The sequence below is a fragment of the Novipirellula sp. genome (assembly GCF_041583735.1).
Taxonomy (GTDB): Bacteria; Planctomycetota; Planctomycetia; order Pirellulales; family Pirellulaceae; genus Novipirellula.
This window is the reverse complement of the sequence record NZ_JBFHFD010000655.1, coordinates 1-4,858: the sequence shown is the minus strand read 5'-3', so window position 1 is coordinate 4,858 and position 4,858 is coordinate 1. Positions and strand designations below refer to the sequence as shown.

The following is a 4,858-nucleotide window of genomic DNA, read 5'->3' as shown; positions in this document are numbered from 1 at the left end:
AATATGTCGAGTTCCATTCGGTACTGCCAATGCTCGCAGGTGAGACGGGTTCGCTCGACGAGATCTACGGATGCTACTTAAATCTGCAGCGGAGCATTCGCACCGACAAATACAAGTTGATCGTCTATCCCAAAGCCAAGATAGTGCGATTGTACGACATCAAAAAAGACCCGCTGGAAATGCATGATCTCGCTGGCGATGCGGCAATGCAGCCTACCGTAAAAGAGCTGTTTGCACGACTGCAAGCGTTACAAAAGTCGATGAAAGACGAGCTGGTTTTGGAACTCTAACACAGCCGTGTTCCCAAACATCCGCCAAGCACTCCTCACTCCTCACGCCTCACTTCCCTTGACTGTTGAATCAACAGGTAGCTCGTCAGTGCGATCGCAGCGATTGCACTTTGCGGGGTCCAACTGAGGAAGATGCCCATCAGAACTTTGTCAAATTCCATACTCAGTCCCCGCCCCACGGCGATGGCGACGGCGATTAACGAGAATGCCGCGGGTGTGATAATGACGACTCGTTGCTGCCACGATAACCGCCGCGGCAGCATCGCCAGTGCGACCAGGGTGATAGGGCCAAGTGTATAGATGGCGATCAGCGTTTCTGGCCGCACCGCCAACTTGCTCGCCACCGTGGCGAACACCGCCGCGATGGTGGTCGCGATCATCAGCCCCAACAAACTGAACTGGATTGGCTGAGCGGGAGCGGTTGCACTGTCTCCCTTGTCGCTTTCCCCCTCGTCGAAATCGTCCACCAACTGATTGAGATAATCGCGATAACGCGCGGCGACCATCCCAATGAGCGAACCGACTGCCGCGGCTACTAATATATTGACGCCCATATTGGGATAGTCCGCGAAAAGCCCCCCGTACGTATTGCCGGCCTCCCAAACCGTCAACGGAAATCCGATCGATTCATTCTGCGATTGTGGTTTACCGACCAGACTGCTCCAGTCGCTCGAACGCACGAAATACGACAACGCGTTGACGGCGGCCATCAAAAGCATGCCGACCGCGATGCCGCGAAGAAACCAGCGCGTCGAAGATCCGGCCAGCGATAGAGTGTTCATGCGATTACAAATCGAGATATGCCTGACGAGTGAAGATGCCGATGGTGGGGAAGCCACGCTTACTATCATACCGTCCTACCTCACCCGCGAAACGCATCCTCGTCGACGCCACCGTCCCCATCACCAACCTAGCCAAAATCTCTGGAGACTGCTGATTTAGTTATCCATTTTGGCGGCAGCCACGGTTTCGTCACTACTGAACCGGGGCTAGCGTTTGACTGTTAAAACTCTGGTATTGACGTCGGATATTGGGGTGAGTTTTTCTTCCAGCATGTAACGCAGTCACCTCTCCACCGACGAAGTCGGGGGAGAGGTGGCAGAAAGCCAGCGCAACCCAAAAAGCACAACCAGCCCAATGTTTTAACGGTCCGGGCTAGCGACGAAGCGGCTAACAGTGATCTCGCACAAAATCAGCAGTCTGCTTTGCTGGACGGAGAGTTCGGATGTGGTCTTTAGCGGCATCGGGGTGCGATTTGCCTCGATCTCACTCGCACGTCGCCACTGGATCTTCCAAACACTCCTCGCCGCGGCGGAGAACTTCCCCAGACAATTTAGTTGCAAACCTGATTCATTTCCTCAATAATCCGATCGCGCAATTGCGGCGGGATTCAGCGGAGTCCCACTCCCAATTCTCACTTTCACCATACTCGAGCAAACTTTTCCAATCTCCCCACGCCTGCTCCGGCTGATCGAATCGATGCGTGAGGATAAGCGATGATCATCGTTGTCGCTGTAAAATCCCTCGCGCTGCCGTTGTTCTCCCTGCGATTCACCATCACCATTGGGACCGACTAAAACGCTTGCTACTACTCGCAACCGGAGATCGATCAGAAAATCTCTCACTACAAATTGGAATTCAACGTCCCTCTCTAAAACGACGACGAATCGCGTCCCCTTAGTTTCCTCATGCCTTCACAGGTTCTCCATATGCGTGCTATTTGCTTCTGCTCACTTGCGTTCGTGACACTCGCTCTCTCGGGCTGCACCGAAATGCGAATCGAAGGCGACGCCAAGGTTTTTCAAAGTTCAGCCGTTGGTTCAATGATCCGCACCGTCATCGGTATCGGATTGATGGGATTGGCCGCGGTGGCTCTTGCGGGAAGCGTCTTGCCTGACCGCAAGCCAAAAAATCGCGTCGCCAAGCCAAACGAAAAACTGTCCTCGAGTCATCGCGCGGGGTTGGCACTTTTTGGCGCTGCGATGGGATTCGTCGGCCTCTTCCTTGCCTGTATTTCGTTCGTTTTCCCGAGCAAACTACATGTTACGGTCTACCCCGACCGGGTCGCGATGGCGTCCACCTATTCGCAAACCGGTGGCAACGAAGTTGTGGTCCCATTTGCAGGGTTGTCAGCCGTGGAATTAAGCGACGAACGCAGCGTCGTCGGAAAACGGAAAACCTTCTTGGTCTTCACTCAAAAAAATGGCAGTGTCATCAAGCAAGACGCAGGGAACAACGAGCGGCAAGCGGTAGCCACAATCCAGCAGGCGTTTGCCGATTTCCAGTCGCACACGCCTATCGTCGCCGAGGTGACAACAACCGCCGAGGCGACAACAGCGCCAGCCAGTGCACCGCCAGCAAAGCCTGAAAGCGGCCTCGTGCGTCGCAGCAGCTCTCGGCCAGTGCCAACCCCCAAACCTGCAGACGACAAGGCCGCCTCGTCCACGCAAAAATATTCTTTGAAACGATACAAAGTGACCATTCCCGTTCCCGACGGTCAAGCCATCGTTGATGCTGATACTGATGTAAAAGTCGGCATGAAGCTCGGAGCTTGTTACGCAGGGCGGTGGGAATCCGTTACGGTTGTCGCCGTCAACGACGATGGGACAATCACATGCACCTGGGACAAATGGAGCGGCTTCACCTACCGAATGATGCGAGAAGACCTGACAATCGCAGAAGAAGATGTATGACCGCCTCGATGCCCCGACTTGCGATGCCCCGTCAATGGTCCACTGGCGTTGTTGCACTCTCTAATCGCCTGATTCGGATCGAATAGAATCGATTCCAACAATCCATCGACGTCGATTAGAAACATCAAGCCCCAACACGGGCACGATGAGCCGCACGATCTTTCGCCTGTAAAAAGCCAGATCGATCAAAATTCGTGATCCAAACCAAAGTGTAATGAGCGAAAACGTAAAACCTGTTGAACCCGTCAAATCGAAAGCCTATTGGTCGTGGCGACGAAGAATCGCATTCGCATTCATGCAGCTATCGGCGATGGCGTACGCAATGGGAATCGGCGCGTTTATTGCTTATTACATCATCGGCAACATGCTAGGTGGCGCCAATCGAGAAGTCACTATCGCACAAGCATTCCCGCTCTTTGCTGTGTTTTACCTCATCGCCTGTCTCATGATCGCAGCGATCCTAACCGCGGTGATTGCTTTGATATTTTCGCGTAGTGCACTTTATCTTGCGATCCCGTATGTCCCGACAGCCGTCTATGCATACTACACACTTTCTGCGTGAAATTTGCGAGATGCAAGTGCAATCCGTCGAAGTCCAACTGGTTGCTTCGGGGCGGTGGTGACTCGGTCTTTGAAATCCAGGGCTTGCACCTCGTGTTTGACAACAAGATTGTTGGCGTATTTATCGACGCAGCGGTTCGTGACCGAACTACCGCCGCCGAACTGCTGCAGCGACACCCTGAACTCTGTATTGTCCTCCAAAATGTGTAAACCGTGATGGCATCATCAAACTCGTCAGTCAAGGTAAATCCTTATTCGCTTGCGTCGAGTGACGCTCTGCCACAAATTGACGAACCATTAAAACGCAAGGCAAAGCAAGCCGCCACGAAACTTGCGGCCGGTGGCTCGGTTGTCGGCTCGATTTCCAAAAAATTGCAAACCATGGGGATTGACGCTTCGAATGCCGAGGCAATTGCTTTGGATGCCGTGATGACTCGATCGCGATTCGAACGATTGCAAGGTGTTGGCATCGTTGGATTTGGGATGTGCGTCGTCTTTGCCGGGTATCTGCTGTCTTTCGTTTTCATCCGCCGGATCCCCCTTGCCATCGCAATTACCGGCCTCTTCTTTGTGATGCTTGGATTTAGCCGCATCTTCCACCGTTCAAAGATCCATCGTCCAGGCCCACGTCCTCGAAAAATGCAGTAGTTGAAATTACGGGTTACCAGGTCGTCCATCAATGCAATCCCCATGCGTTCTCGTAACGCCCTCGGTTCAACCGCCACGGCAGCGATAAACAGATTCAATCGCTTGCATCCGACTCGTCGGCTCAGCTAGAATCGATTCCGAGAATCCATCGACGTTCGATTAGAAACATCGCGGCCCAACGCGGGCACGCTGGGCCGCACGAGCTTTCGCCTAAAAAACGGATCGGTTGCAATTTCTGATCCAAACGAAAGTCACACTGCACGACTTCAACTTTGAAAACGAAGAGCCGCATGAAACTCTCTCTCCGAACATTACTTGGAATTGTCGCAGGGACCGCCTTAGTCATGGCGTTCTGGACACGTTTCGGAGAATACATGCTCGCGTTAGCGATCGTCATTCTACTCGTTGTCGTCTCAACCTCATTCCTTTGTCCCAAACACAACTACCTAAAAACGTCTCGTCGAAGAGCGACATTCGCGATCGCCGCAATTGTCTTGTTTATCGCGTCGCTAGGCCCTGCCGCTTTGGTTTACACCACTTACGATCCCGATCTTTACCAAGCGCCAAAGGCGAAGCGTGCCCTGCTGGTAGTTTACACGCCTGTTGGCCGCTGCATGGCGTTCCCCGGCGGTCCGCTACGCGACGGCGATCTGATGTATCTGCGTT

Annotated in this window: 6 protein-coding genes; 5 read left to right on the top strand and 1 reads right to left on the bottom strand. The window is 53.3% G+C overall.

Annotation, left to right across the window (positions count from 1 at the left end; all coding sequences use genetic code 11):
• Positions 1–290 (top strand): sulfatase/phosphatase domain-containing protein (locus tag ABX962_RS30330; RefSeq protein ID WP_372725160.1); only part of this gene is annotated, 290 nt, incomplete at its 5' end.
• Between the two features lie 35 nt (positions 291–325).
• Here the strand turns inward: ABX962_RS30330 and ABX962_RS30325 are convergent.
• Positions 326–1,072, bottom strand: a complete 747-nt coding sequence (locus ABX962_RS30325) for a hypothetical protein (RefSeq protein WP_372725159.1) — start codon at positions 1,070–1,072, stop codon at positions 326–328.
• 960 nt (positions 1,073–2,032) lie between these two features.
• Between ABX962_RS30325 and ABX962_RS30320 the strand changes: the two genes are divergently transcribed.
• The 4 genes from ABX962_RS30320 to ABX962_RS30305 all read left to right on the top strand — a co-directional run.
• On the top strand, positions 2,033–2,983 hold the full coding sequence (locus ABX962_RS30320; RefSeq protein ID WP_372725157.1) for a hypothetical protein: 951 nt from the start codon (positions 2,033–2,035) through the stop codon (positions 2,981–2,983).
• 214 nt (positions 2,984–3,197) lie between these two features.
• A complete protein-coding gene (locus ABX962_RS30315; protein WP_372725155.1) occupies positions 3,198–3,545 on the top strand; it encodes a hypothetical protein in 348 nt (115 codons plus the stop codon).
• A 215-nt stretch (positions 3,546–3,760) separates the two neighbouring features.
• Positions 3,761–4,192, top strand: coding sequence for a hypothetical protein (locus tag ABX962_RS30310; RefSeq protein ID WP_372725153.1), 432 nt, complete (start codon positions 3,761–3,763; stop codon positions 4,190–4,192).
• A 290-nt stretch (positions 4,193–4,482) separates the two neighbouring features.
• The coding region (locus ABX962_RS30305; protein WP_372725151.1) for a hypothetical protein at positions 4,483–4,858 on the top strand (376 nt) is incomplete at its 3' end.